This is a genomic window from Micromonospora sp. AMSO12t (assembly GCF_008806585.1).
GTDB classification, from domain to species: Bacteria; Actinomycetota; Actinomycetes; order Mycobacteriales; family Micromonosporaceae; genus Micromonospora; species Micromonospora reichwaldensis.
In genome coordinates this window covers 1-24,417 of the sequence record NZ_WAAS01000087.1, presented here as the reverse complement: position 1 = coordinate 24,417, position 24,417 = coordinate 1, and the positions used below count along the sequence as shown (strand labels likewise).

Sequence of the window (24,417 nt, the reverse complement as noted above, 5' to 3'; positions counted from 1 at the left end):
CCCGTCGTCGCCCGCCGACACCGTGCGGTCCGCCGCCCCGTCGTGGTCCGGCGACGCCACCGCTTCCCTGGATCCGACCGTGTCCCTGGATCGGACGCAGCCGGTCGTGTCGTCGGGCGACGCGACGGTTTCCCTGGATCCGACCGTGTCCCTCGATCGGACGCAGCCGGTCGTGTCGTCGGGCGACGCGACGGTTTCCCTGGACCCGACGGTGTCCCTGGACCGGACGCAGCCAGTTGTGTCGTCGGGTGACGCGACCGTGTCCCTGGATCCGACCGTGTCTCTCGATCGGACGCAGCCGGTCGTGTCGTCGGGCGATGCCACGGTGTCTCTGGACCCGACGGTGTCCCTGGACCGGACGCAGCCGGTCGTGTCGTCGGGCGACGCGACCGTGTCTCTGGACCCGACCGTGTCCCTCGATCCGGGGCCGCCTGCCGACGCGGCGTGGCCCGGAGACCCGACCGTTTCCCTCGGATCCGGGCCGCCCGCCGACGCGTGGTCCGGGGATCCGACGGTGCCGACCAGCGTCGCCGCGCCCGCACCGGCGACGGACGGCGCCCCCCGACAGGGGGACGCGACCGACGAGGGCGTTCCCGACGCCGGGCCGGCGGAGGACCCCGGTCCGCCGGCCGCCGACGAGCCGGTCACCGCTCCCCTGACCGGGAGCGCGGACGTGTCGTCGGGTGCCGGTCCCGTGCCGGTCGCCTTCGAGCCGGCCAACGAGGTCGAGGAGAACCTGCTCGACGCCGCCGGCGCCGGCAGTACCGACACCTTCCTGTCCACCCTGCTGCTGGCCCGCGTGCTGCTGCCGGTGGCGGCAGACTCCGCGCCGGGCAGCCGGCCCGGCGAGCCCGGCTTCGTCTGGCGTACGGAGGAACTCGACGGCGAGACGTTCGTGGTGGTGCACACCTCGCCGAAGCGGCTCGCCGACCACACCGACGCGACCGTCGAGACCATCGAGGTGAAGTTCGTCCAGTTGATCCGTCGCTGGCCGGACGAGTCCTGGTCGTTCGCGGTCAACCCGGGCACCCCGGTCGGGGCGAAGCTGCCCGGTGAGCAGATCGTCGGTCTGGCCAACTGGGCGGCGGAGGTGGGACTCGGCGACGACATCGAGACCGAGCCGCCCGCCGCCGAGGAACCGGTGAGCCGCCCCCGCTACGCCCCGCCCGCGCCCGACCCGGCGCGGCCGATCGTGATGCAGAAGGCGGTCGCGCCCAGCCAGCTCGCGTACTACCTGGAGCGGGGCTACGACCGGGTCTCCGGCTTCGTGCACCGGGCCGGCGAGCTGGCCCACCTCAACACCCCGGCCCAGTTGCACGACGCGCTCGGCCTGGGCTACCCGGATTCCCCCTTCGCCCGCGACGCCGGCGAGATCTACGTGCTGCGCTGGCCCGCGCACCGGCCGAGCCTCTACCGCATCCCGTACGGCGGGCAGAACGAGGCCGCCATGCGGGCCATGGAGGGCTGGGTCATCGAGCGCCCGCCGTTCCGGGGCAACGGGTTCGCGCCGGGCGAGAGCAGCGACGTGGTGGCCGAGTTCAAGGTGGACAGCGCCCGGCTGCCGCACGGCGCGCAGCTGTGGCGGATCGGCGCGGACGGCACCGAACGGGTGGTCGCCATCCTCGACACGGACGCGCTGCGGTGGCGACAGGTCGGTGAGCAGTGATGCGCGACGGCTACGTGGCCCGCTGGAAGGGCCGGGAGTACCAGGCGAGCCCGGACGGCGACGACGTCCGGCTCTACCAGCCGGAGCCGGGCGAGGGCTTCGAGGAGATCCGCCCCGGCCGCTACGTCCGGGTGCTGCCGGCCACCGAGCTCGACGACCTGGCGTACGTGCGGACCACCTGCACCTGGCAGGGGCAGCCGTTCATCGTCCTCGGTGAGCACGACGGCTGGCTGCGGGTGGAGTACACGGGCGGACGCTGGCCGGTGGCCCGGGCGATGGGGCTGGAGGTCTTCGACTTCGGCGTCTACCAGGGCTGGGCGCCCGCCGCCGAGGTCGCCGACCTGCGCGAGCAGCGGGTCTGACTCAGGACTTCGCCCAGCGCAGGACCTCGCCCAGCACCAGGTCGCCGGCCTCCACGTGCGGAAAGTGCCCGATGTCGTCCAGGAGCCGCCACTCGTAGGGCGCGACCACGTACCGGCCGGAGCCCTGGGCGGTACGCGGCAGGGAAGCCTCGTCGAGCGCGCCGTGCAGCTGGAGGGTCGGCGTGATCAGCGGCTTCTGCATCAGCCGGACGAAGCGGTAGCCGTGCAGGCGGAGCACCGAGCGGAACGCCCAGCGGTAGCCCTCCAGGGCGCAGAACGCGGCCTGCGGGATGCGCATGGCCTCCCGGCACCGCTGGGCGTACGCCTCGAAGCCCGGCCCCTCGACCCAGCGTGGCCCGCCCCAGCGGCGCAGCATCTCCTCGACGGCCGCCGCGTCGTCGCGGGTCAGCACGTGCTCGTAGCGGGGCAGCTGGAACTTCAGGGTGGGCGTGGCGGCGGCGAACTGCCCGCGCGGGTCGGCGAAGATCGCGGCCCGCAGCCGCAGCGGGTGGGGGGCGCCGAGCACCACCAGCCGGCGGACCAACGACGGGTGGAACGAGGCCACCGTCCACGCGATCATGCCGCCGACGCCGGTGCCCACCACGGTGGCGGAGCGCTCGCCGAGGGCCCGGATCAGCCCGGCGACGTCGGCCGCGAGGGTGTAGCCGTCGTACCCACGTGGCGGCTTGTCGCTGGCGCCGTAGCCGCGCAGGTCGACCGCGACGGCCCGGAAGCCGGCGTCGGCGACGGCCGGCAGCATCTCGTGCCAGGCCCACCAGTGCTCGGGGAAGCCGTGCAGGAAGAGCACCATCGGGCCGGTGCCGGCCTCCACGACGTGGAAGCGACTGCCGTTGGCGCCGACGAACCGGTGCGTCCACGGCCCCTCGGTGAGGACGCAGGACTCGTCGACGGGCCCGCCGCGCTGCTCGGTCATGGCAGACAGCCTAGGACCCCGGTGCCGGTCACCCCCGACGCCGACCCACGTCGTGGTCGGGATCGCTCGCGGGACTCCCCGCCCCGGCTGGCGGCGCTGGGGCCACCGTGCCGCCTGGCCGTCGGGTCGGTGGGTGGCGGAAAGGGCGATGCCCGGGCAGGTGACCTGCCCGGGCATCGCGTGGTGCTGGTGGTGCGGGATCAGCGATCAGGAGATGCGGATCTTGGTGTTGTTGCCGTCCTTCTCCAGGACCTTGATCTTGGTGCCGGTGGCCGGGAGCTTGACGCCGTGGTTCGGCAGCTCCGGGAACCAGTACTGCTGGGTGTCGTCGAACAGCGGCTGCGCCGCCTGGCCACGGATGTACTGCGGCTGGCTGTTGAGGTGCAGCGTGAACGAGTCGGCCTTCTTCAGGCTGAACGGCGCGTCGTAGACCTGGACGCGGGACCGCCAGGGCTGGCCGGTCAGGTTGTAGATCGGCCGCGGGTGCGCGTCGATGATCAGGTTGCGACCCTCACCCGGGTGCGCGAACGTGTCGTTGTCCGCCCAGCGGGTGTTCCAGTAGGAGATCAGCAGACCCTCCTGGTACGCGTAGTGGTCCACGTAGTCCGGGCGGGTGTTCGAGTAGCCGAAGAAGTACGGGCCGGTCTTCAGGTACTTGTCGTACGAGATGTACTGCCGGGTGCCCGCGATGTAGTAGTTGTCGTACGCCTTGGTGTAGCTCTTCTCGGCGGTCTCGAAGCCACCAGCGAGCGTCCAGCCCGCGGCACCGGTCTCGGCGCCGTCGGAGAGGACGGTCTGACCGTCGGCCGTCACGGTGATCGCGTCACCGTAGAAGCCACCCTCGGAGACGCCGCCGTCGGTCTGGTAGCGCAGCCGGAACTGCGCGACCTTGCCCGCCGCCACGTCCATGGGGATGTTGACGTCGACCCACTCGCCGCCGCTGCTGCCGTCCAGCGCGTAGCGACCGGCGGAGATCTCCTTGAGCGGCTGGCCGTTGGCCGTGCCGGGCAGGGTCACCCAGGACTGGCCGCCGTCCAGCGACGCCTCGAAGAACAGGTAGTCGTAGTCGGCCTCGATGTTGTAGCGGCCCTTCATCGACAGTGCGGCCGACGACTTCCCGGTGAAGTCCAGGGTCCGGGTCATCGTGCTGTTGAGGTCGTCCGCGTTGCCGGAGAAGAACTGCTTGCTGCCCTCGAAGGGCGCGCCGTGCTCGAACGTGTAGTCACGCTTCGGGAGCACCACGACGACGGCCTGCGCCTCGTCGCTGTTGTACTCCTGCGGGCCGAGGGTCATGGTCCGCTTCTGCCCCGCGACGACCACCTCGTAGTCGAGCCAGCCGAGCTGGAGCTTGTTCCACGCGCCGAGGTCGCCGCCACGGTCACCGATGCCGGCGTCGGTCTTGGCGCCGAGCCGGCTCTGGGCCATCAGGGTCCAGTGCTCGTTGTTGTTGTCCCCACCACTGGTGACGTTGTAGTCGTCCGGCAGACCGAGGTCGTGCGCGTACTCGTGGTAGAAGACGCTCCGGCCGCCGTTCTCCGGCTGGATGGTGTAGTCGCCGATCCAGATGCCGGTGTTGCCGATCTGGGTGCCGCCGGCCAGGTTGCCGACCGGGCCGGTCGAGTTCTGGTCGGACGCGAAGGCGTACCAGCGGTGGCTCCAGATGGCGTCCTCGCCCTGGTGCGGGTCACCGTCGGCCTCGTCGCCACCGGAGTGGACGATCTGGAAGTGGTCGATGTAGCCGTCCGGCTCGTTGAAGTTGGCGTCGCCGTCGTGGTCGTACCGGTCCCACTGGTCCATCGCCTTGAGGTCGGCGGTGATCTGGGCGTCGGTGCGGCCGGCGGCCTTCTGGTCGGCGACCCACTGGTTGGCGGCGTCGCGGACCAGCGCCCAGGTGTTGGTGCAGACGTTCGAGGCGCACGGGTAGCCGCCGGAGCGGCCGTAGCGAGCCTCGTTGTACTTCACCTTCACCCAGTCGGTGACGGTGCCGTCGACGCTGTAGCGACCCGAGGACTGGGCCTCGTAGTACTGCTTCACCGACTCGTCACCGGGGTTGGTGCCGAAGTAGAGCTTGCGGTAGTAGTCGGCGTTGTAGTCCGCCTGCCACACCGTGGAGTTGTCCACCGCCCGGTTGGGCTGGGGGATCTCGTTGTGCAGCGGCCCGTCGAACCGGGTCGGACCCGCGGTGTCCGGGTCGGTGTCCTGGTCCGGGTAGCTCGGGTGCCGCTCGTTGCCGAACTCGGCGAGGATGACGAAGATCCGGTCCGTCTTCTCCCGGGAGAGCTCGACGTACTGGTCCTCGGTCTGGGTGGCGGCGTTGGCCCGGGTCGAGCGGGCGGCAGCCCCCTCGGCCTGGGTCTTGCCGACCTTGACGACCGTGCTGCCGTTGACCTTCTGCGGCTTGGCCCGGCCGGAGAGGACGTCGCTCAGGCCCTCCTGGCGCAGGGCGCGACGCTTGTCCTCCAGCGGGTTCGGCAGGTCGTGGTCGACATGGGCTGGCTCGGCGACCGACGGAGCGGCCGTCGGCAACTTCGGCTGCGGCGCGGCGGTGGCGGACGAACCGAACGCCAGTCCCGTCGCCGTCAGCGAAAGCCCGAGCAGACCCACTGCGACTTTGCGCACGTGGTACCTCCGGTTTGAGGGAACCGGCCCAACGGGGGTACGGGCCGGTGCTACCGATCCCACTAGTGGGACCAATGGTGAACATAGACACTCGTGTGACCGGTGGGAAGATGCGTGCGTCGATTTGTTGCAAAGTTTTGTTGGGAATGCTTTTCACCGTCACATCCCGGCCGTTCACCAACACGGTGAGCAGCGCGAACGGCCCCACCTGGGAACAAAGAGACGGTTTTCGATAAGCGTGATCGCGTAACGGAAAAGTGGGCGGCGACGTGCCCGTCGGCCGTCCCACGGGTGGTCCGGTGGGCCTTTACGACCGTCGGCGACGTGTACACGCGGCGGGGCCCGCCCGGCGAGCACGGATGCTCTCCGGACGGGCCCCACCCGTTTTCCGTTCGGCCGACCCTGGGGTCAGTTCCTCGCGGGGGTGACGTACACCGTGGCGTACGAGTTGTCCCGGGCGGCGCGCTTGATGGTGATGGTGACGCCGTAGGACACACCCTGGTCGCCGGGGTTCCCGGTGCCCAGCACGATGCCGCTGCCCAGGCTGACCCCGTAGTAGGACGTCGCCGGCGTACCGTCCGGGTTGGTGACCCGGGTCGTGTACGGCGCGTTGCCCTTCGACGGGATGACCACGGAGGCGTCGTTGTCCCGCGCGTACGGCGAGCCGTCACGCATCTCGATGCCCGGGTACCAGGTCTTCGCGTCGGTGAAGCCCTTCACGGGCGCCTGCGGACCGAAGCTGGTGCAGTACTCGCTGTACGGCTCGTCCGCCGCCTCCAGGCACTCCTTGAAGGGGTACGTGGGCTTCAGCGAGAAGGCCGCGTTCGCGGACTGCGGGCGGCTGGGCAGGTTGTCCAGCACCGACGGGTCCTTCACGGCCGCCTCACCCTTGCGGCGGTACGGGTCGAAGTGCGAGTCGACGATCAGCAGACCGCCCTTGGCGCCGTAGCTGGGCAGCGCGGTCATCTGCGCCGTGGTGTGGTTGACGTCGCCCCGCTCCGTGTCCCGGTACCAGACCAGCATGCCCGGGGCGTTGTAGGAGACCCGGTCGACCTTCCACGCGTCGCGCGAGTAGATCGTGTCGTAGGTGTACTTGAGGCCCTTGTCGAAGCCGTCGAAGTTGCGCCACTCGGCCAGGTAGTAGTGCGCCTGGGTCGAGGTGCCGGTGTCGATGTGCCAGCCCTGGCCGGTGGTGTCGACGAAGCTGCCGCCGGTCGCCGTCCAGCCGTTCGCCCCGCCCTCGACGTCGTCGCTCCACGTGGTGGCGCCGCCGCCGGTCACCGAGAAGTCGTCGGCGAACCAGCCGCGCTCCGCGAACGCCTCGTCCGTGGCGTAGCGGAGCCGGACCTGCACGGTCTGCCCGGCGTGTGCCGACAGGTCGACGTAGTCGTGCCGCCAGCCGTGCGTGTCACCGGTCAGGCCGTACTTCTTGTTGCCGAAGTCCACCATCCGGCCGTTCGGGTCGGCGTAGCCGTCGTTCGTGGTGACGAGGTTGCCGGCCGCGTCGTAGACCTTCTGCTCGGTCCAGGTGGCGCCGCCGTCGGTGGAGAGCTCGACGAAGCCGAAGTCCCAGTCGGCCTCGATGACGTAGTTGTTCCACATCCAGAACTTCGCGTCGGCCGCCGCCGGCACGGCCACCTGACGGGTGATCTTGACGTCCGCCCAGTCCTGGTCGGCGCCCGAGTACCACATGTTCGCGCCGCTGTGCGGCGTCGCCAGCGTGATCACCTTGTCCGGCAGGTCGACCTTGATGCCGTCCTCGGTGCCGCGCGGGGTCCGCGAGGTCTGGCCGAGCTGGACGGCACGCGGCTTCGAGCCGGGCGCGAAGGTCAGCGGGTCGGCCCAGCCGAGCACCCACTTGTCCCACAGGCCCATGTGCGTCGGCAGCGCCTGGAAGATCTCACCCGAGTGCGAGCCCGAGGCCATCAGGTCCCAGAAGTCGACGTCGGAGTCGGCGTTGCCGGAGGTGTCGTAGAGGTCCGGCAGGCCCAGGTCGTGGCCGAACTCGTGGGCGAAGACGCCGACGCCGGCGTCCTCCGGCTGCACGATGTAGTTCGAGACCTGGAGGTTGGTGCCGGGGATGGTGTAGCCGCCGGTGACCGTCGACGAGTGCGCCCAGACGGCGTACGTGCCCTCGGCGCCGCCGCCGCGGGACTTGCCCTGCCCGGCGTGCACCAGCACCAGGTGGTCGATCACGCCGTCCGGCTCGAAGAGGTTGCCGTCGCCGTCGCGGTCGCCCTGGTCCTCGATGTCGTAGTCGGCCCACGGGAAGTTCGGGTCCGCCTGCGCGAGGGCGCCGATCGCGTCGGTGGCGAGCCGGCCCGCGCCCTGCGGGTTGTCCGGGTGGCCGTTCATCGACTGCTGGCGGCCGGGGACCCAGTTGCCGTTCTCGTCCTGGAAGCAGCGCGAGGCCGCGTACCAGCCCTCGGAGTGCGGCACGGTGACCCACGGGCTGGCCTGCCCGTCGACCGTGTACGCGCCCTTGGACATCTCCAGGTACATGTTGTGCATCGTGCGGCCGGTCAGGTCGACGCCCCGCCTGCCGTCGGGGCCCTTCAGGTCCTTGCGGACCCGCTCGGTGATGCCCTTCTTCGAATAGAGCATCTTGTCGTAGTGGGTGGGCGAGAAGTCCGGCACCCACATCGAGTTGTTGTCCTCGTGCGGCAGGTTCGCCGGGTTCGGGATCTTGTTGTGCCTCGGCCCGTTCTGCACGGTGCCGGGGACGCAGGTCCGGTCCTCGAAGACCGTCCTGGGAACCATGACGCCGGTGAAGTCGTCGTTGGCCTGGTCGTTGAACTCCACCAGCAGGGTCAGCAGCTTGGCGGTCTGGGTGCTCGGGGCCTTCTTGATCTGCCGCGGGCTCTTGCCCGTCATGATCGACTTGGCCTCGTGCTTCGCGAGCTGCCCGGCGGCGACCGGGTTGCCGCGGGCGTACTTGCGGTCGTACGCGCGCGCGTCCTCGACCGCCGGGGCGTAGACGCCGCCCTTGCCCTTGACCTCACGGCCGCTGCTGTCCGGTTGGACGGCGGGCTCGGCGTAGTTGATGTAGTGCTCGTCCGCCCCGATCGTGGCTCGGGCGGGGCCGGGCTCCGCCGCCGCCGCGCCGCCGGTCACGGTCAGTGACGAGGCGGCGAGGGCGATGGCGGGCAGCGCGACGAGCAGGCGTCGACGCGACCCGGATTGCGGGTTTCTGTTCATGCCGCTCCGTTTCTCGGGCATGGGGAGGAGGGAGCCGGTCGGCCTTCATCGATGCGACGTCCATCGAACCGACCCGACGAGCGTGAACCTAGAACAGAAAACAGGGGAACGACAGGGGTCGACGTCTCCCTGTGGCCGTTCAGCTTCACTCGGCTCACCCGACCGACCGATGTGACAGCGCGCATCCGGTCGGTCGCACACCCGTAAGAAACGACGATGGGTGACGGTCCGCGTGGGACCGCCACCCATCGGGGCGTACGCCTGCGTCAGTCCTCGTCGGACTTGCCGCCGCCCATGCCGGACGAGATCAGGTCCATCACGGACGAATCCTGGAGCGTGGTGACGTCGCCGAGCGAGCGGTTCTCCGCCACGTCGCGCAGCAGCCGGCGCATGATCTTGCCCGAGCGGGTCTTCGGCAGCTCCGGCACCAGCATGATCTGCCGGGGCTTGGCGATCGGGCCGAGCGTCTTCGCCACGTGGTTGCGCAGCTCGGCGATCAGCTTCTCGCCAGCGTCGCCAGCGATGTCCGTGGTGCCGCGCGGGATGGCGAACGCGACGATGGCCTGCCCGGTGGTCGGGTCGGTCGCGCCGACCACCGCCGCCTCGGCCACCGACGGGTGGGAGACCAGCGCCGACTCCACCTCGGTGGTGGAGATGTTGTGCCCGGACACCAGCATCACGTCGTCGACGCGGCCCAGCAGCCAGATGTGCCCGTCGTCGTCCTTCTTCGCCCCGTCCCCGGCGAAGTACATGCCCTCGAACCGCGACCAGTACGTCTCGATGAACCGGTCGTCGTCGCCCCAGATGGTGCGCAGCATCGACGGCCACGGCTCGCGCAGCACCAGGTAGCCACCGCCGCCGTTCGGCACCGACTGGCCCTGGTCGTCGACCACGTCGGCGACGATCCCGGGCAGCGGCGTCATCGCGGAGCCGGGCTTGGTCGCCGTCACGCCCGGCAGCGGCGAGATCATGATCGCCCCGGTCTCGGTCTGCCACCAGGTGTCCACGATGGGCAGCGCACCCCCGCCGACGTGCTGCCGGTACCACATCCACGCCTCGGGGTTGATCGGCTCACCCACGCTGCCCAGCAGCCGCAGCGAGGACAGGTCGTAACCGGCCGGGATGTCCTCGCCCCACTTCATCATCGTGCGGATGAGCGTCGGGGCGGTGTAGAGGATGCTGACCTTGTACTTGTCGACGATCTCCCAGAACCGGCCCTTGTGCGGGGTGTCCGGGGTGCCCTCGTACATCACCTGGGTGGCGCCGTTGGAGAGCGGGCCGTAGACGATGTAGGAGTGCCCCGTCACCCAGCCGATGTCGGCGGTGCACCAGTAGACGTCGGTCTCCGGCTTCAGGTCGAAGACCGCGTGCTGCGTGTACGACGTCTGGGTCAGGTAGCCGCCGGTGGTGTGCAGGATGCCCTTCGGGCGGGCCGTGGTGCCGCTGGTGTAGAGGATGAACAGCGGGTGCTCGGCGTCGAACGGCTGCGCGGCGTGCTCGGCCGGGGCGGTCTCGACCGTCTCGTGCCACCAGCGGTCCTTGCCCGACCAGGCCACCTCCTCGCCGGTGCGGCGCACCACCAGCACGTGCTCGACCGACGGGCAGTTCGCCACCGCCTCGTCCACGGTCGGCTTCAGCGCCGACGGCTTGCCCCGGCGGTAGCCGCCGTCGGCGGTGATCACCACCTTCGCGCTGGCGTCCTGGATCCGGTTGGTCAGGGCGTCGGCCGAGAAGCCGCCGAAGACCACGCTGTGCGTGGCGCCGATCCGCGCGCAGGCCAGCATCGCGACCGCCGCCTCCGGCACCATCGGCAGGTAGATCGCCACCCGGTCGCCGGCGGTGACGCCCAGCTCGGTGAGCGCGTTCGCCGCCTGACAGGTCAGCCGGTGCAGGTCGGCGTACGTGATGGTCCGGGTGTCGCCCGGCTCGCCCTCCCAGTGGATCGCGACCTTGTCGCCCAGCCCGGCCTCGACGTGCCGGTCCAGGCAGTTGTACGCCACGTTGAGCTGCCCGCCGACGAACCACCTCGCGAACGGCGGCTTCGACCAGTCGAGCACCTGGTCCCACTGCTTCGCCCAGGTCAGCCGCCCGGCCTGCCGCTCCCAGAACGCCAACCGGTCGGCGTCCGCGTCCGCGTACGCGTCGGCGGTGACGTTGGCGTTCGCGGCGAGTTCGGCTGGCGGGGGGAACTGGCGCGTCTCGTTCAGCAGATTGGCCAATGCCTCGCTCATGCCGTACTCCCTCGTCGCTCGGGTGACCTGCGTCTCTCTAGGGCACGAGGTTAGTCGGGGCGGCCGGCACGGGCGACCGCCGGTCCGGCCGACACGCGCCGAGCGGCCCCCACCGCGCGCCGGACGGCGACGCGGGCCGCGGCCTCGGCGCCATTTGTGCGGGCAGGCTCGCCGGCCGGACGCTCGCGGGGTGGCACCGGTCGCTTCCGGGCGGCTCGTCGGCGGGTCGCGCCGGGCAGTCGATAGCGTGACGGGGTGACCGCTGACCCGCTCGCCCCGCTGCTCGCGCTCGCCGACGTCGCCCCCGCCGTGGAGCGGGCCCGCGAGCGGTTCGACCAGGCACTGGGGCACCGCGCGCTGCGCCGGCACGGCGGCCAGGTCGCGGCCGAGGTCAGCCTCCGGTCCGCGGTGGCCAGCGCCGCCCTGGAGGGGTACGCCCGCGAGCGCGAGGCGGTCCGCGCCGGGACGGTGACCGAGCCGGTGGTGCAGGGCGCGCTGCGGGTCGCCGGGGCGCTGCCCGGGCTGTCCGAGCTCTGGCCGAAGGCGCCCCGGCAGGCGCTGGCCAGGCTGCACGTGCTCGCCGCCCGCGACGTCGTCGACGAGGCCGAGCTGGGCCGTCCGGTGGCCGACCCGGTCGTCGCCGCCCGGCTGGACGGGCTGGCGGGGCTCGTCGCCGGCGGCACGAAGGTCCCGCCGCTGGTGCTGGCCGCCGTCGTGCACGGCGAGCTGCTGAACCTGCGGCCCTTCGCCGGGCCGTCCGGCGTGGTGGCCCGGGGCGCCGCCCGCCTGGTGCTGCTGTCCAGCGGGCTGGACCCACGCGGCCTGCTCGCCGTGGACGTCGGTCACCACGAGCGCGAACCGGAGTACGTCGGCTCGGCCGGCGCCTTCGCCACCGGCACCCCGGACGGGCTGCGCTCCTGGCTGCGCCACTACATGGCGGCGGTGGAGGTCGGCGCGGACCAGCTCACCACCATCGGCGACGAGGTCCTCGCGGCGGCCTGAGCTGGCCCGTCCATGCCTTGCGGGTTGCGCGCGGTCGCCTGGTCGGGGCGGGCGCCGGACTCACGGCTCGGCGGACGGGCTCAGGTGGTCGTGCTCGGTCGCCGGGCCGGGCGGGCTCAGGCGGGTGCGGGGGCGGTGCGGGTGCGGCGGTGCCGGCCGTACCAGGCGATGCCGATGGCCACGCCCACACCCACGCCCAGCGCCGCGGCAGCGACCGGGACGGCCGGGCGCTCGCGCAGCCGCCGCCCCAGCGGGATCGGGTGCCGGAACTCCAGCACCGGCCAGGAGTTCTCGACCGCGAGCCGGCGCAGCTGCCGGTCCGGGTTGACCACCGAGGGATGGCCGACGCACTCCAGCAGCGGCCGATCGCTGTACGAGTCGGAGTAGGCGTACGAGTCGGCCAGGTCGTAGCCGCGCTCGGCGGCCAGCTCGCCGACCGCATCGACCTTGCTCGAGCCGGCCGCGTAGAACTCGACCTCGCCGCTGTAGCGGCCGTCGACCACGCCCATCCGGGTGGCGATCACGTCGGTGATCCCGAGCAGCACGCCGATCGGGCGGACCATCTCCTCGCCGGAGGCGGAGACCAGGACGACGTCCCGGCCGGCGGCCTGGTGCTGCTCGATCAGGGCGGCGGCCTCGGCGTACACGTAAGGGTTGATCAGCTCGTGCAGCGTCTCCGCGACGATCTGGCGGACCTGTTCCACCTGCCAGCCCTTGCAGAGCGCGGCGAGGTAGTCCCTGGTCCTGGCCATGGTCTGCGCGTCGGTGCCGCCCAGCCGGAACATCAGCTGGGCGTACGCCGACTTGACCACGTCACGCCGGGTGATCAGGCCGTCCCGGTAGAACGGCCGACCGAACGCCAGGGCGCTCGACTTGGCGATGACGGTCTTGTCCAGATCGAAGAAAGCGGCACTTCGGCCCACGGCGCGAAAGTCTAGCCGGATGGTCTATGGTCGGCGGGTGCCCGGGGCCCGGCGACCCCTCGGACCTGCGGGCCGACCCTCCGCCACCCTCGCTCATCGTGATGATGGTCACACTCTGCGAACATTATTTCGCACGGAGTGGAGGAGACGCCACTCGACGTATACAGGTTCGCTCAGGCAGACTTGCTGATGCGACGAGTGTTCACATCTCGTACGACAGGCAGACCCTCGGCGGTTGCACCCCCCGTGACCGCTGAGTGGGTTCGGCTCGACCCCCCCGGAGCCGAACCTTCGACGACCCCCGTCTCCCCCCGACGGGGGTCGTCCCTTTTCCGGAAGCGCTCCCGACCTGGTAGAGGCGCCTCTCCGAGGTCGGTCGGGCGGGGCGCCGGGCGGAAAGTCAGCGAATCGTCAGCGAACGTCAGCCGGACCCGATCGGCGTAGTCGTCCGGGGTGTGCGTATAACGATTGAGCGTCGTTGACGCCTTCTCGTGCCCCACCACCCGCCGCACCACGTTGACCGGCACCCCATCAGTCACCAGCCACGTGATGTACGAGTGCCGCAGGTCGTGGAACCGCAGCCCGCCGAACGCCGAGGCCGCCACGTGCGCCACCGCCGCCGCCTCGTCGGCGAACTCCGCCCGCTCCTCCCGGCCGTCCCGGTCCGGCCACGACGCCACCCACCGGCCCGGCACCACCTCGGCCACCCGACCGAGCAGCCCGGCCCGCACCAACGACGGCAGCCACACCCGCCGCCGGAAGTTCGACCGCCGCTGCGGCCCGCCGTCCCGGTCGGCGAAGACCAACGCCCGCCCGTCCGGCACCGCGGCTCCGCGCCGCCGACGCAGCTCGTCGATGAGGAACGGCGGCATCGGCACCGTCCGCACGCCGGCCCGAGTCTTCGGGTACGCCCGCAGCACGATCCCGCCGTGGGTCTCCACCGCCACCTGGGCGACGTGCAGCAACCCTCGATCGAGGTCGACCGCCTCCCACGGCAGCCCCGCGCACTCACCCCAGCGCAGTCCCGCCCCGGCGGCGGCGCAGACGACCCCTCGGTGTTCGGCCGGCACGGCGGGCAGCAGCCGGCCGAAGAAAGCCTCCCGGCTGATCGTGCCGGCGCGAGCCTCCCGCGCGCGGTTGCGCGGCACCCGCACCCCCTCGCACGGGTTCACCGCGATCAGGCGCGCCCGGATCGCCGTCTGCATGATCATCGACAGCATCCCGAGGTGCTTCGCCGTCATCGACGGCGCCAGCGTCCGGCCAAGGTTGGTCACCCACTCCTGTACCGCCAGGTAGTCGATCTTTGCCAAAGGCCAGTCCGCCCACTGCGGCAGCAGGTGAGCTCGCAGCATGGAGTCCGTCCGCTCGGCTGTCCGAGCCTCCACCGACCGCCCGGCGAGCCACCGCGTCACGAACTCCCCGAAGCGCATTCGCCCCGCGTGCGGGTCGACGTACGTCCCCCGGTTGAGCGCGCCCTCCACCTCGGCCAGGAACGCGTTCGCCTCCTTCTTGGTGCGGAACGTCTTCGCCTTCTGCCGGTCGGCCGAGTCCCGCCAGTTCGCCCGGTACGTACCGGCCGGCGTCTTGCTCACGAAGCCCACGATCACCAGCCCCCGCGCGGCGCATCGGTACCCGTTGCCGAAAGGCCGCCGGAGGCACCGTCCAGCCAGGCGTGGAAGCGGCTACGCGGCACCACCCAGCGCCGCCCCAGCCGTTCGGCCGGGATCTGCCCGGCCCGGACCAGCGCATAGGCCGAGCTGACCGACAGGGACAGCATCACGGCCACTTCCTTGACCGTGTAGACGGCCCGGACCGGCTGCGGCGGGTAGTCACCGGGGGCGACTTCGCCAGCACGAGGCCCGGCCTGCCGAGGCACGAACGGCACGACGATGGACAAGATTTCCTCCCCAGGGTTCAGGCCGCGAGCGCGGCGGGTTGATCGGTTGCCGAAACGGCGGCGGCTGTTCGTAGACGGGCGGTGTCGAGGTCTGCGCGCCAGCGGATGCGGGCGGATATCGCGCGCAGGAGTCGGTGTTCCAGGGGTGGCACGTCGGGGTCTTCGGGTCGGGCGAGTTCGAACCGGTACCGCTTCGGCCCGTCCGCGTCGTCGGCCGCCTGGTCGTGCTTCTCGGTGTCGGCCATGCCGCCGGCGAGGATGGCGCGGACCCAGGACCGGTTGTCGGCGCGGTGGTCGGCGAGGGTCTTGCCGGACCACTGCCGCGAGACGAGGACACGTCGGCCGGTGAAGCCGAGGGTGGAGCGTTGGTGGACCTTCCCGGTGCAGCGGCCGGGGGTCAAGCCGGCCTTGACGCCGTCGGGCTGGACGCCGTAGAGCAGCCAGTTGGCGCACGTCGGCGAGCACGGCAGCACGGCCAGTTCCGCGTGGAGGCGGTCGAAGTGCGCCTTTTGCGCGTCGGAACGTGGCTTGGCCTGGTCGGTCAGGTCCTTGGTGACGTACTTCGTCACGTACCGGACGGACCGTTCCGCATCCTTGGTTCCCTGCTCGATGCCCCGGGCGTCAATCCGGCCGAGCCGGGCGACGTAGGCGGGTCGGCTGTCGGGCTCCTCCAGGGCGTCGAGGGCTTCACCCCAGGTGGGCAGCGGCTCGCGGGTCTTCGGGTCGACGTACGCCTGTCGGTCGACGTCCCAGACCGGGGGCTTGTCGACCGGGTAGGCCAGCTCGTCGAAGGGCGGCCACCACACCTGGTGGTAGGTGGCCGCCGCGATCTGCTTGAGCAGGCGCCGGGGCAGGGTGCCGCGGATGGCGAAGTGCGCGTGTGGGGCGAGCCGCCGTTGCAGCTCCACCGCGCCGGCGTACTGGACGTTCCAGCCGGCGGCGCGGCGGACGTTCTGCCACCACCGGTCGAGGACCCGCGCGAAGTGGATCGCATCCAGGGCCGCGCGCCGGTAGTCGTAGCTGGCCGGGTCGACGGGGGTGCCGAGCACGTCGTCATACGGGCCGTGGCGCTGGCCGCATTCGCAGGGGGCGACGTAGGCGCCGCGCCGCAGGTGGGAGTGCACCGGCCCGTGCGAGCCCAGGGTGAGCGTGACGAGCATCGACGGCCGGTGCGTCTTGCCTGCCTTACCCGAGTAGGCGCGGCCGACCGTGCGTGGGTCGACGGGCAGGCGTGGCAGGTCTGGGGAGTCTTGCCGCCGCCGGGTCGACCGCTTGCGGCGGGGCCGCTCGTCGCGCTCTTTCGGGGTGAGGTGGCCGCGCAGGCTGGTTTCGGCGAGGGCTTCGTCCAGCTCCGCGATGGCGGCGTCCACGTCGGCGATCTGCGCGGCCCGTTCGTCGGGGGTCATCGGCTGGTAGTGCAGCGCTTCGCGTTCGAACTCTAGGTGTGCCCGGACCCGTACGAGGGCGAGGACGTCTTCACCGGGTTGGTCGGGGCGGACGGCGGGTTCGTCGGCGAGGTGCCAGCCCTCCCGGATCTGCTGAATGCGCAGCCGCCGGCCCCGCTCCGCGCACGGCTTGCACTTGACAGCGAGAGTCGCCCCGCAGGGCACCTCCACCACCTCGGTCAGGCCGGTGGCGGTGTCGGTGCGGCGCAGGGCGAGGGGGCGGACGCAGACGCCGTTCTGTTCGGCGAGTTGCTTGAGCGCGTCCTTGGCGAGGGGCTTGCGCATTCGGTCCGCGCGCGATCCCGGGCGGGGTTGTTCGACGGGAGTCGTGGGGACGAGTTCGAGTTGGCTCATCGGTCACGCTCCCCGCCGAAGGTGCTGCCGTTGCGGGGCGCGAACGCCGCCGCCGGTACGGGCACCAGTCCTGGCCGCCGCTCCACCGGCACCACGGGAACCGGGCGGAGAGCCGCCGGGCGAGGCTGCTCGTCGGTGCCCTCCACGGCGACGTTCGCCGACTGGCCCTCGTCGACGGCGGCGACGGGCACCGCCTGGTCCTCGTCGGCGACGTCGAAGGGCGGTCGGTCGTCGGCCGGGTTGTAGCCGGGCGGGACGTCGCCCCACTCGTTGGCGTCTGCCGGCTTGTCGACGGGCACCGCGGCCGAGACGGTGGGGGTGGTGGAGAAGACGAGCTTGGACAGGCCGAGGAAGGCCAGCGCCGGCACGGCTGACAGCAGCCACCCGGACACGCCCGGCTTGGCCACAGCGAGTTGCGCCGACAGGGACAGGGCGACGGCGCAGACGAGCAGGAACATCGGGTACCCGACCGACCCGCCGGTGCGGCGCCGCCGCCGGATCGTCAGCAGCGCCGCTAAGGGGAGGAGTTCGGAGATGGCGGCGTTGGCCCAGCCGAACCAGTCCCCGGTATCGGTCGGGGAGTTGGCCATGGTCCAGTCGTGGACGTGGGTGAACGACGCAGCCCCGGCCAGCCCGCCCACGGTGAGGACGATGAGCACCAGGACCACGCCCTCCACCCGATCCGCGTTGGCCTTCACCGGGTCACCTCCTGCTCGTCGTTGTCGGTGTCGTCGCAGAGCCGCCGGTAGTCGCGGCCGAGTTGGCGGATGTCGTCGTCGGTGAGGTAGGCGAACCGGACCCGGACGGGTTCGCGAACGCCGTCGAGGACGACGAATCCCACACCGGGTGTCGATTCGGGGATGCGATCGCAGAAGGCTCCCCGGTCGCGGGCGCCGTCGCCGAGGACCATGTCCACCTGCTCTGGCTCGGTCAGCCGCAGCCCGATGCGGGTCGGGAACAGGTCCCGAAACGGCAGCACGTCCTTGCGCGGATCTTGAAGTGCGGCGACCACGTGCACGCCGACCGCACGCCCCTGGGACAGCAGCAGGCCGAGGGCTTCCTTGATCCGGTCGCGGACCTTCCGATCGGTGATGTACGCCGTCAACGCCGCCAGCTCGTCGACCACCAGGACGATCAGCGGCTCGTCCGGCGTCGGCGTGTGCTGGCGGGCGACCCCGCGCAGCCGGGCCGCCCGCAGCCGCATCCGCTTGACGGCCTCTTCCAGGACGCCGGCCATGCCGTCGGGGTCGTCGTAGGAGAACCGGGCGAACAGTGGCACCCCGGCCGCCAACTCCATGCCGCCCTTGGGGTCGAACGCCCACAGCTCCACCAACCCCGACCGCACGCCGCCGGCCAGGGCGCGGATCAGCGACCACAGCACCGAGCCCTTGCCCGAGCCTGTCGCCCCCGCAATCAGCACATGCGAGCCCGTCAACCGCAGCCGATAGGGCTGCCCGTCCTCACACACACCGAGCGTCAACCCGTCCAGGTCTGGCACCTCGGTCGTTGGCAGGGGCGCCACGGTGCCGGCCAAGGGGTCACGGCGCAGAAATCGGATCACCACCCGATCCGGGCGGACCGTCGAGCGGGCCTGACCCTGACGGAGGCGGAAGGCGTAGGCGAGGCGTTCCGCAGCCTGCCCCCAGTCGTCCGGGATCTGCCCCGGCAGCATCCGGACAGTCAGCTCATCGCCGTAACGGTCACAGCGCACCTTGAGAAGCTGCGGCACGTACCGGTCACCGGCGAAAACCGTCGCCAGCCCACACGTCGCCATCACCGATGCCCACCGCCGTCGGTAGACCACCAACGCACGGACCCGGCCGACGATCGGGTACCAGCCGAAGCGCAGCCACGACGACGGGTGCCACCGCCACCAGGCCCCGCAGCCGACGGCGACCGCCAGGACGACGCCGGCCAGGACCCGGCCGCCATACTCAGCCCGCACCCACAGAGCGGCCACGGTCGGGGTGGTGAGCCACCAGTACCGCACCGCCAGCACGGTGAGGCGGAACAGGCCCCGGGCCAGCCACCAGAACACCAGCAGCCAACCCGGGACCCGCCACGCCGGTAGGCGCACGTTCATTGGCGCCACCGGGATCTTGTCGCCCGGAATGATGTTGATCAGAGGCACAGGTCACCACCCCTGCCAGGGCGGGCCAGGGTGGCGATGCACGAGCGGCACGACATGCGGCGCAGGTCGAACCGGCGCGGCTTGACCCACTCCTGGCAGCGGGGGCAGCGGATCGCGCACACCCGCGCCGCAGCCGGCGGCAACCGCAGCACGGACCGGAGGGCCGCCTCCGCCTCCCGGTAGGCGTGGCGCAGGTCGACCATGCGGGTGCGGGACATCAGGACCACCACCCCGACGAGTAGTGGCCCTCAGAGCAGTTCAGGGCAGGGGGAACTACGGTGGGCATCACGCCCTCCTTCACACGTGAGGGATGGGGAGAGCGCGGGACGGGTCGGGACTCTTGGCGGGGAAACGACCCGCCCCGCGCGCCAAACAGCGACCAGTCAGGCCGCCACCGAACCCGGCATGCTCGACGCCGGCCGGATCGCGGTAGCCCGCAGCGAGTACGCCATGCGGGAGCGGCAGTCACCCGACGAGCGGCCAGGCTTGCACCGCTGTGAATCCACATACGGGGTGAGGGTCAGGCCCTCGAACTCCACTGCCGGCGGGTAACCCGGAACCGTCGACGGCGGCGGTACCGGCTGCTGCCCAGCGACCACCTTGACCTTCACCTCGGTCGACCGACCGAACTTCCCCGCCTCGGGGTCCAGGTCCATGACCCGCACCACCCAGACTCGCTCCCCGGTCTCCTTGTCCCGCGCCTGGTTGTCCGCCTCACCACGCCGCTCAAAATCGATCTGCGGCGACACCCCGAGGCAGAGAGCCCCGGCGGGGAACACGTACTCGGACGGGACCGGCACCTTCAACGTCATCGGAACCATCAGACGACCTCCAACGTCTAGTCAACTCAACCAGTTGACTTGTTAAGTGGGATCGAAGGTAGGTGCCGGCAACTTGACTTGTCAAGTGGTGTATCTACCTGGATCAGTCGAGTGGATAGACGTCTTCCAGGTCGTGCCGGCGGGCAGGCAGCAAGAGATCTACGGCTAGCAGCGGCTTTCCGGTCCGGTCGCAGACAGACAGGAGCACCGTGAGTACGGGATCGTCGGCGGCGATCTGCAAGAGCCGCGCCTCTTCGTCGTCGGGCAGACGAGCCGAGATCCGCTCGGCGACGTGATCGAACCGGACCCGCTTGCGGGCCGCCACATGCCGAAGCAGCCCTTCGGGGAGGGCATCCGTGCCGGCCACGCCAGTACCGGTGGCGAAATCGGCGGGCAGGAAGGCGGTACCAAGTTCGACCGGGCCGAGGCCGTCGATGGCGATCAGACGGCGACGAGCGACCACCACTGTGCCCGGTTCCAGGCCCAGGGCTGCCGCGGCTCGGGGCGGAGCAGATACCTCCCCGGCGGCGAGCAGGGTGGAGCCGGCCCGCTCGTCGTCTTCCAGCACCCCGTACCGGCGTTCACGCTCCCGATGATTGGCGCCGGCGGGCCGCCCCAGGACGAAGCGGCCTTTGCCCTGCCGGCTGTCGATCCAGCCGTCCTGCCGCAGCAGATCAAGGGCTCTGACGACGACGGGCCGGGATGCGCCGAACTCGCGGATCAGTTCCGTTTCGCTGGGCAGCATCGAGCCTGGCGGGTAGGTGCCGTCCTGGATGCGTTGTTGCACCGCGTTGACGATCACCACGTACTTCGGCGGCGCAACTTCGATCGGCACCGTTTCACCCCAGACGACAACTCAGCTTGTCAACAGGCTATCTGCGCTGCTCAGGTTCTGTCCATCGGCCCGCATTGACCTGCCGGGCAGCACTGCGTGCGACGCTGCTCTTCCAATCACGTAGCGCGCGCTTCAGTCGCACATTCTCGTCGCGGAGGCTCACTTCCGCCGCCTCCCGGGCGGTCAGATCGTCGACGACCGCCCGGACGAAGGCGTACACCTGATCTTCGTCGAGTCCACGCCGTCCGATCCGGGCACGCCGGAACCGGAAGCGCCTCACCTGATCCGGGTGCAGCCGTACCAATCGTGATGCCGCCCGGAACACTCCCACGGCGAAGGTGGTCACCGTAGCCTCCTGTCAACGTTCAGACCGTCGTTCTTGCCGTCCTGCGCGGCCTCTGCCGCTCCGCTCGGCTCGTAGGTTGCGTAAGGCGCTGTGCGTCCGCTGTTGCGACGGCGCCGATCAGCCGTAGGCCGTCGTGCTGCACGTAGATCTCTCGGCGGTCCACCGCCTTACCGGCGCGGTCGAGGACGTAGCCGGTCAACCAGACCCACCCGTGGTACGTCGGCTTGTCGCAGACCTTGATCACGCGGAAGACCAAAGCCCGATCCCCACCGAACTGCACCGACGCCCTGCCGCCCACACGGACCACATCGCCAGGCTTCGGTTTCATCAGCCCTCCGTGGAGTGGATGGGCACCGAGGCGGGCGGGCTTTGGCCACGGGCCGACACCGCGATGGCCTGCCGGCACCCGCCCCGGTGCCCTGCTCAGGACGCGAGCCCTACGGCAGCCGTCACCACAGGCCGCGCCTGCCTCCCGGTGCCGGTGCAATCCGGGCAGTCCCGCCGCTGCAACCGGGTCGGATCGCTGGGCACCCGTAGGGAGCGTCGAGGGCTCGCCATCTTCCAGCCCCGCCCCTCACACGCAGGGCAGGCAACCGCGGCCGGCGACACCAGGCGCGGTCCCGACGGCGGGCGTGCTCCGTCCACGCAGCGAAGGACCCGGGCGCCGCCACCCGCGACCGCGCTGACACCCGGGGCCCCGTGGTGCCGCACCGCCTTACGCCGGTTCGGTCCGCACACGTCAGCGGCTTGTACGTGCACAATTGCGGTGGGTGACGTGTCCATGGTGGAGATACAACACCCGGTTCAGACGACCGATCGAGGACCGAATCAGCACCTCTGGCGGACATCTAGCGGACACCACGAGGACCTGCATTGAGTTCAGGACCTCACACGGCGAGCGTGGAGACAGCCCATCAGAAAGGCATCGACGATGGCCCGAGAACGCCGCGAACCTCGCACCGTGCTGGAGCACCTCATCCAGCAGAGCGACCGCACGTACGAGGAGCTGGCCGACGAGTTTTCCCGTATGGACCCGCGCGCGGCGATCAGCGCGCGGCACCTCGGGCGGCTGGCGCGCGGTGAACGGGACCTGGCCTCATCGACCCCCGCCACCCGGCGCGCGTTGCAGGCCATGTTCGGCAAGCCAGTCGACGAATTGCAGCGCCCCTGGGCTCCCCACCAGTTGACCCCTGCGCCGGGACCAGAGTTCGCTGTCGAACTCACCGGCGCCGGCCCGGAAAGGAACCTCCTCGCCATGGCCGCACAACGCGCCCGCCAGTACGCCATGCTCGCCGCCGAAGCCACCTCGCCGGCCGCCATCGACCAACTCGCCGAGGACGTGCAGCGCCTCGCCCTGGCCTACCCGCAACGCCCCGTCAGCCAGATCCTCCCGGACCTGGTCGAGACGCAAGACACCCTGTTCACCCTGCTCGAACGCCGCCAGCAACCCACACAGTCACGCGACCTGCACTTCCTCGCCGGCATCACCAGCGGCCTACTCGCCAAGGTCTCCCACGACATGGCCGACCCGCACTCCGCCATGCTGCAAGCCCGCACCGCCGTCCTCTGCGCCGACCAGGCCGGCCACCCCGGCCTGCAAGCATGGCTGCGCGGACTTCAATCGCTGGTCGCCTACTGGGCCGGCAGGTACGCCGAGGCAGTCCGCTACGCCGAAGCCGGCCGCGAGTACGCCACCCAGGCCGGCGGCACCTCTGCCGTCTGGCTACCCGTCAGCGCCGCCCGCGCCTACGCCGCTCTCGGTAACGCCGAGCAGGCCAAGGCCGCCATCACCGAAGCCGAGGACACCTGGGCGCGGGTACGCCCAGACGAGATGGACGAGATGGGCGGCATCTGCACCTTCAACCAACCCCGCACCCTCTACTACGCCAGCGACGCCCTCGCCTGGCTCCCCGACGAAGCCGCCCCCACCGAGCACTACGCCCTGCGTGCAGTCCAGGCGTACTCCGACCGCTACGACCCCGCATGGGCCTTCGGCGACCAGGCCGGCTCCCACACCAACCTCGCCATAGCCCGCATCACCAACGGCGAACTCGACGCCGCGGCCGACGCCCTGGCCCCGGTGCTCGACCTTCCGGCCGAGCAGCGAATCAACGGCATCATGCACTCGGTGCGTCGCGTCCATCAGGCGATCACCCGCGCCGGCCGCGCCAACGACGCCCGTGAACTCATCGACGGCATCGAGCACTTTACCCACACCCCGGCGAACGCCCTGCCTCGATAAGGCACCATCAGCACATGTATCCGATCACCATCCCCGGCCGCGTCATCACCCTCCGCGAACTGCGACCCGATGACGCGGCCGACGCTTTGGCGATCGTTGGTGACGACCGAGTAACCCAATGGCTCTCCTTCGACAGCCGCGACCAGGCCGCCACCGTCGCCATGGTTGAAGGAGCCGTCGCGCGGGCGCAGCTCACCCCGCGCAACGAGTACTACCTAGCCGTCGCCGACACCTCCGACCGGATGATCGGCTTCGCTCGCCTCGGACTCACCGGCCACCAGGCCGCCAAGCTCGGCTACGCCATCGGCGCCGACCACTGGGGGCACGGCTACGCCACCGATGCCGCCCGCACCATCGTCGATTACGGCTTCGGAGAGCTAAAGCTTCACCGCATCACCGCCGCCATCGGCCCTGACAATGCCGCCTCGATCGCAGTCGCTAAGCGGCTCGGCATGCAGTACGAAGGCCGACTCCGCGACCACGTCTATACCAACGGCGCCTGGCGCGATTCCCTGCTCTACTCCATCCTCGCCCCGGAGTGGAGCGGCACTCCGGACTGAGACTTCGCCGTCAGCTTCCGGGCACGAGCGGTCCTGATCATGGTGCCGGTACGATCGCCGCCATGCGCGACGCCGACACGCCGCCGCAGGAACCCGTCGACCGCCGCTACGCCCGCACTGAACTCACACTTCGCCAGCAAGCGGCCCTCATCCGAGCCGCCGCAGCCGAGGTGTATGAGCGTGTACAGGAATGGCGGAACTCGCCCGGCTGGCAAGACACTCCGACGAACGCCCACCGGCATCAGGCGACCGTGAGCGCAGTCGCCGCTCTTGACGCGCTACCCGAGCCGGCCACTGCAGAGGACCTCACCGGGCTCGTTGATGCTGTCCGACCCATACGTGTTGAGTGGCGGCCGAGCCGGCCTGGTCCCGAACAGCACATTTTCGCTGCGGTTGAGCGACTTCGGAAAGCGTGCGGGTAGCGCCGGCCGCGCAGAGTCTCTGTACGTCTTCAAGGCGGCCCTTGACGGGCCGCACGCATCGCCGCTTGGGCGCGCGCCGGCCGCCGCTGTCGCTCTGCGGCCGTCACGCCTGATGCCCGGTGACTGGCGCGAAGAGCGAAGAGCCCGGAGGGCCGCCGCAGAACGACAGCCATTGACCGATGGTGTGCTGGGCCGGCAGCCGGCCGGGCCGTCGCCCGACCCGCCAACGTCCGTACAAGCCGTTAGGTGCGCTTGACGTGGCGGGCCGGGCGTGAGGCCCGCTCCCCAGGAGGGCGGGTCGACGGCAGACAGTGAGGATGGTGGGGTGGGTCGCCGGGTTGGTCTGACTCACCGGCAGACCGACGCTTGCTGTCCTTATCCCGATTCGTCGGCCGACTCGGTGACCCCGACAACTGCATGTCACCGGCC

General features: G+C 70.9%; 19 protein-coding genes. 5 read left to right on the top strand and 14 right to left on the bottom strand.

Annotated elements, in window-relative coordinates:
* Both F6X68_RS34250 and F6X68_RS15460 read left to right on the top strand, forming a co-directional pair.
* A partial coding sequence (locus F6X68_RS34250; protein WP_225852229.1) for an SseB family protein occupies positions 1–1,666 on the top strand: 1,666 nt, incomplete at its 5' end.
* On the top strand, positions 1,663–2,028 hold the full coding sequence (locus F6X68_RS15460) for a hypothetical protein (protein ID WP_151454931.1): 366 nt from the start codon (positions 1,663–1,665) through the stop codon (positions 2,026–2,028). The genes F6X68_RS34250 and F6X68_RS15460, both read left to right, overlap by 4 nt.
* 1 nt (position 2,029) lies before the next feature.
* On the opposite strand, the gene F6X68_RS15455 is transcribed toward F6X68_RS15460, so the two are convergent.
* From F6X68_RS15455 to acs, 4 genes are all read right to left on the bottom strand, one after another.
* Positions 2,030–2,962 carry an alpha/beta fold hydrolase gene (locus F6X68_RS15455; protein WP_132232074.1) on the bottom strand — a complete coding sequence of 311 codons (933 nt, stop codon included), beginning with the start codon at positions 2,960–2,962 and terminating at the stop codon, positions 2,030–2,032.
* Positions 2,963–3,169: 207 nt separating this feature from the next.
* Positions 3,170–5,566, bottom strand: coding sequence for an immune inhibitor A domain-containing protein (locus tag F6X68_RS15450; protein ID WP_151454934.1), 2,397 nt, complete (start codon positions 5,564–5,566; stop codon positions 3,170–3,172).
* A gap of 423 nt (positions 5,567–5,989) precedes the next feature.
* Entirely contained in the window at positions 5,990–8,779 is a 2,790-nt protein-coding gene (locus F6X68_RS15445) for an immune inhibitor A domain-containing protein (protein WP_151454930.1), read from the bottom strand.
* A gap of 266 nt (positions 8,780–9,045) precedes the next feature.
* Complete coding sequence (gene acs, locus F6X68_RS15440; protein WP_151454929.1) at positions 9,046–11,010, bottom strand: acetate--CoA ligase; 1,965 nt, start codon at positions 11,008–11,010, stop codon at positions 9,046–9,048.
* Between the two features lie 255 nt (positions 11,011–11,265).
* On the opposite strand from acs, the gene F6X68_RS15435 reads away from it, so the two are divergent.
* Positions 11,266–12,012: an oxidoreductase gene (locus tag F6X68_RS15435; RefSeq protein WP_151454928.1), complete on the top strand. Its 747-nt coding sequence runs from the start codon at positions 11,266–11,268 to the stop codon at positions 12,010–12,012.
* Between the two features lie 116 nt (positions 12,013–12,128).
* Here F6X68_RS15435 and F6X68_RS15430 read toward each other — a convergent pair whose 3' ends face one another.
* From F6X68_RS15430 to F6X68_RS15380, 10 genes are all read right to left on the bottom strand, one after another.
* The gene (locus F6X68_RS15430; protein ID WP_151454927.1) at positions 12,129–12,935 is read right to left on the bottom strand and encodes an HAD family phosphatase; all 807 of its coding nucleotides are present in this window, start codon (positions 12,933–12,935) and stop codon (positions 12,129–12,131) included.
* Positions 12,936–13,108: 173 nt separating this feature from the next.
* On the bottom strand, positions 13,109–14,527 hold the full coding sequence (locus F6X68_RS34245; RefSeq protein WP_225852228.1) for a site-specific integrase: 1,419 nt from the start codon (positions 14,525–14,527) through the stop codon (positions 13,109–13,111).
* Between the two features lie 11 nt (positions 14,528–14,538).
* Positions 14,539–14,832, bottom strand: coding sequence for a helix-turn-helix domain-containing protein (locus F6X68_RS15415; protein WP_225852227.1), 294 nt, complete (start codon positions 14,830–14,832; stop codon positions 14,539–14,541).
* A 17-nt stretch (positions 14,833–14,849) separates the two neighbouring features.
* A complete protein-coding gene (locus tag F6X68_RS15410) occupies positions 14,850–16,631 on the bottom strand; it encodes a replication initiator (RefSeq protein WP_151454925.1) in 1,782 nt (593 codons plus the stop codon).
* Complete coding sequence (locus F6X68_RS15405; protein ID WP_151454924.1) at positions 16,628–17,329, bottom strand: DUF2637 domain-containing protein; 702 nt, start codon at positions 17,327–17,329, stop codon at positions 16,628–16,630. The genes F6X68_RS15410 and F6X68_RS15405 overlap by 4 nt, the downstream gene beginning before the upstream one ends.
* On the bottom strand, positions 17,326–18,762 hold the full coding sequence (locus F6X68_RS15400) for an FtsK/SpoIIIE domain-containing protein (RefSeq protein WP_151454923.1): 1,437 nt from the start codon (positions 18,760–18,762) through the stop codon (positions 17,326–17,328). Before F6X68_RS15400 ends, F6X68_RS15405 begins: the two co-directional genes overlap by 4 nt.
* On the bottom strand, positions 18,753–18,980 hold the full coding sequence (locus F6X68_RS15395; RefSeq protein ID WP_225852226.1) for a hypothetical protein: 228 nt from the start codon (positions 18,978–18,980) through the stop codon (positions 18,753–18,755). Before F6X68_RS15395 ends, F6X68_RS15400 begins: the two co-directional genes overlap by 10 nt.
* Before the next feature lie 165 nt (positions 18,981–19,145).
* Complete coding sequence (locus F6X68_RS15390; protein ID WP_101413794.1) at positions 19,146–19,583, bottom strand: hypothetical protein; 438 nt, start codon at positions 19,581–19,583, stop codon at positions 19,146–19,148.
* A gap of 103 nt (positions 19,584–19,686) precedes the next feature.
* On the bottom strand, positions 19,687–20,418 hold the full coding sequence (locus tag F6X68_RS15385) for a GntR family transcriptional regulator (RefSeq protein ID WP_151454922.1): 732 nt from the start codon (positions 20,416–20,418) through the stop codon (positions 19,687–19,689).
* A 37-nt stretch (positions 20,419–20,455) separates the two neighbouring features.
* Positions 20,456–20,764: a DivIVA domain-containing protein gene (locus F6X68_RS15380; protein ID WP_225852225.1), complete on the bottom strand. Its 309-nt coding sequence runs from the start codon at positions 20,762–20,764 to the stop codon at positions 20,456–20,458.
* Positions 20,765–21,725: 961 nt separating this feature from the next.
* Between F6X68_RS15380 and F6X68_RS15370 the strand changes: the two genes are divergently transcribed.
* Positions 21,726–23,006 carry a hypothetical protein gene (locus F6X68_RS15370; protein ID WP_225852224.1) on the top strand — a complete coding sequence of 427 codons (1,281 nt, stop codon included), beginning with the start codon at positions 21,726–21,728 and terminating at the stop codon, positions 23,004–23,006.
* A 14-nt stretch (positions 23,007–23,020) separates the two neighbouring features.
* Positions 23,021–23,566: a GNAT family N-acetyltransferase gene (locus F6X68_RS15365; RefSeq protein WP_151454920.1), complete on the top strand. Its 546-nt coding sequence runs from the start codon at positions 23,021–23,023 to the stop codon at positions 23,564–23,566.
* The last annotated feature ends 851 nt before the right edge of the window (positions 23,567–24,417 follow it).

Excerpts from the sequence above, each read along its gene's own strand:
- F6X68_RS15455 (WP_132232074.1), bottom strand. The coding sequence starts at position 2,962 with ATGACCGAGCAGCGCGGCGGGCCCGTCGACGAGTCCTGCGTCCTCACC.
- F6X68_RS15445 (WP_151454930.1), bottom strand. The coding sequence starts at position 8,779 with ATGAACAGAAACCCGCAATCCGGGTCGCGTCGACGCCTGCTCGTCGCG.
- acs (WP_151454929.1), bottom strand. The coding sequence starts at position 11,010 with ATGAGCGAGGCATTGGCCAATCTGCTGAACGAGACGCGCCAGTTCCCC.
- F6X68_RS15410 (WP_151454925.1), bottom strand. The coding sequence starts at position 16,631 with ATGAGCCAACTCGAACTCGTCCCCACGACTCCCGTCGAACAACCCCGC.
- F6X68_RS15395 (WP_225852226.1), bottom strand. The coding sequence starts at position 18,980 with ATGTCCCGCACCCGCATGGTCGACCTGCGCCACGCCTACCGGGAGGCG.
- F6X68_RS15390 (WP_101413794.1), bottom strand. The coding sequence starts at position 19,583 with ATGGTTCCGATGACGTTGAAGGTGCCGGTCCCGTCCGAGTACGTGTTC.
- F6X68_RS15365 (WP_151454920.1), top strand. The coding sequence starts at position 23,021 with ATGTATCCGATCACCATCCCCGGCCGCGTCATCACCCTCCGCGAACTG.